The organism is Proteus genomosp. 4 str. ATCC 51469, assembly GCF_003144375.1.
Classification (GTDB): Bacteria; Pseudomonadota; Gammaproteobacteria; order Enterobacterales; family Enterobacteriaceae; genus Proteus.
Genome location: NZ_PENV01000050.1, coordinates 1 through 517, shown reverse-complemented (window position 1 = coordinate 517; position 517 = coordinate 1). Strand labels below are relative to the sequence as shown.

Sequence of the window (517 nt, the reverse complement as noted above, 5' to 3'; positions counted from 1 at the left end):
GGGAACTCTGAGACAGGTGCTGCATGGCTGTCGTCAGCTCGTGTTGTGAAATGTTGGGTTAAGTCCCGCAACGAGCGCAACCCTTATCCTTTGTTGCCAGCGCGTGATGGCGGGAACTCAAAGGAGACTGCCGGTGATAAACCGGAGGAAGGTGGGGATGACGTCAAGTCATCATGGCCCTTACGAGTAGGGCTACACACGTGCTACAATGGCAGATACAAAGAGAAGCGACCTCGCGAGAGCAAGCGGAACTCATAAAGTCTGTCGTAGTCCGGATTGGAGTCTGCAACTCGACTCCATGAAGTCGGAATCGCTAGTAATCGTAGATCAGAATGCTACGGTGAATACGTTCCCGGGCCTTGTACACACCGCCCGTCACACCATGGGAGTGGGTTGCAAAAGAAGTAGGTAGCTTAACCTTCGGGAGGGCGCTTACCACTTTGTGATTCATGACTGGGGTGAAGTCGTAACAAGGTAACCGTAGGGGAACCTGCGGTTGGATCACCTCCTTACCTAA

General features: G+C 53.0%; 1 rRNA gene. It reads left to right on the top strand.

Annotated elements, in window-relative coordinates:
• Window positions 1-512, top strand: a 16S ribosomal RNA gene (locus tag DK866_RS19785); the annotation flags it as partial.
• Window positions 513-517: the final 5 nt, after the last annotated feature.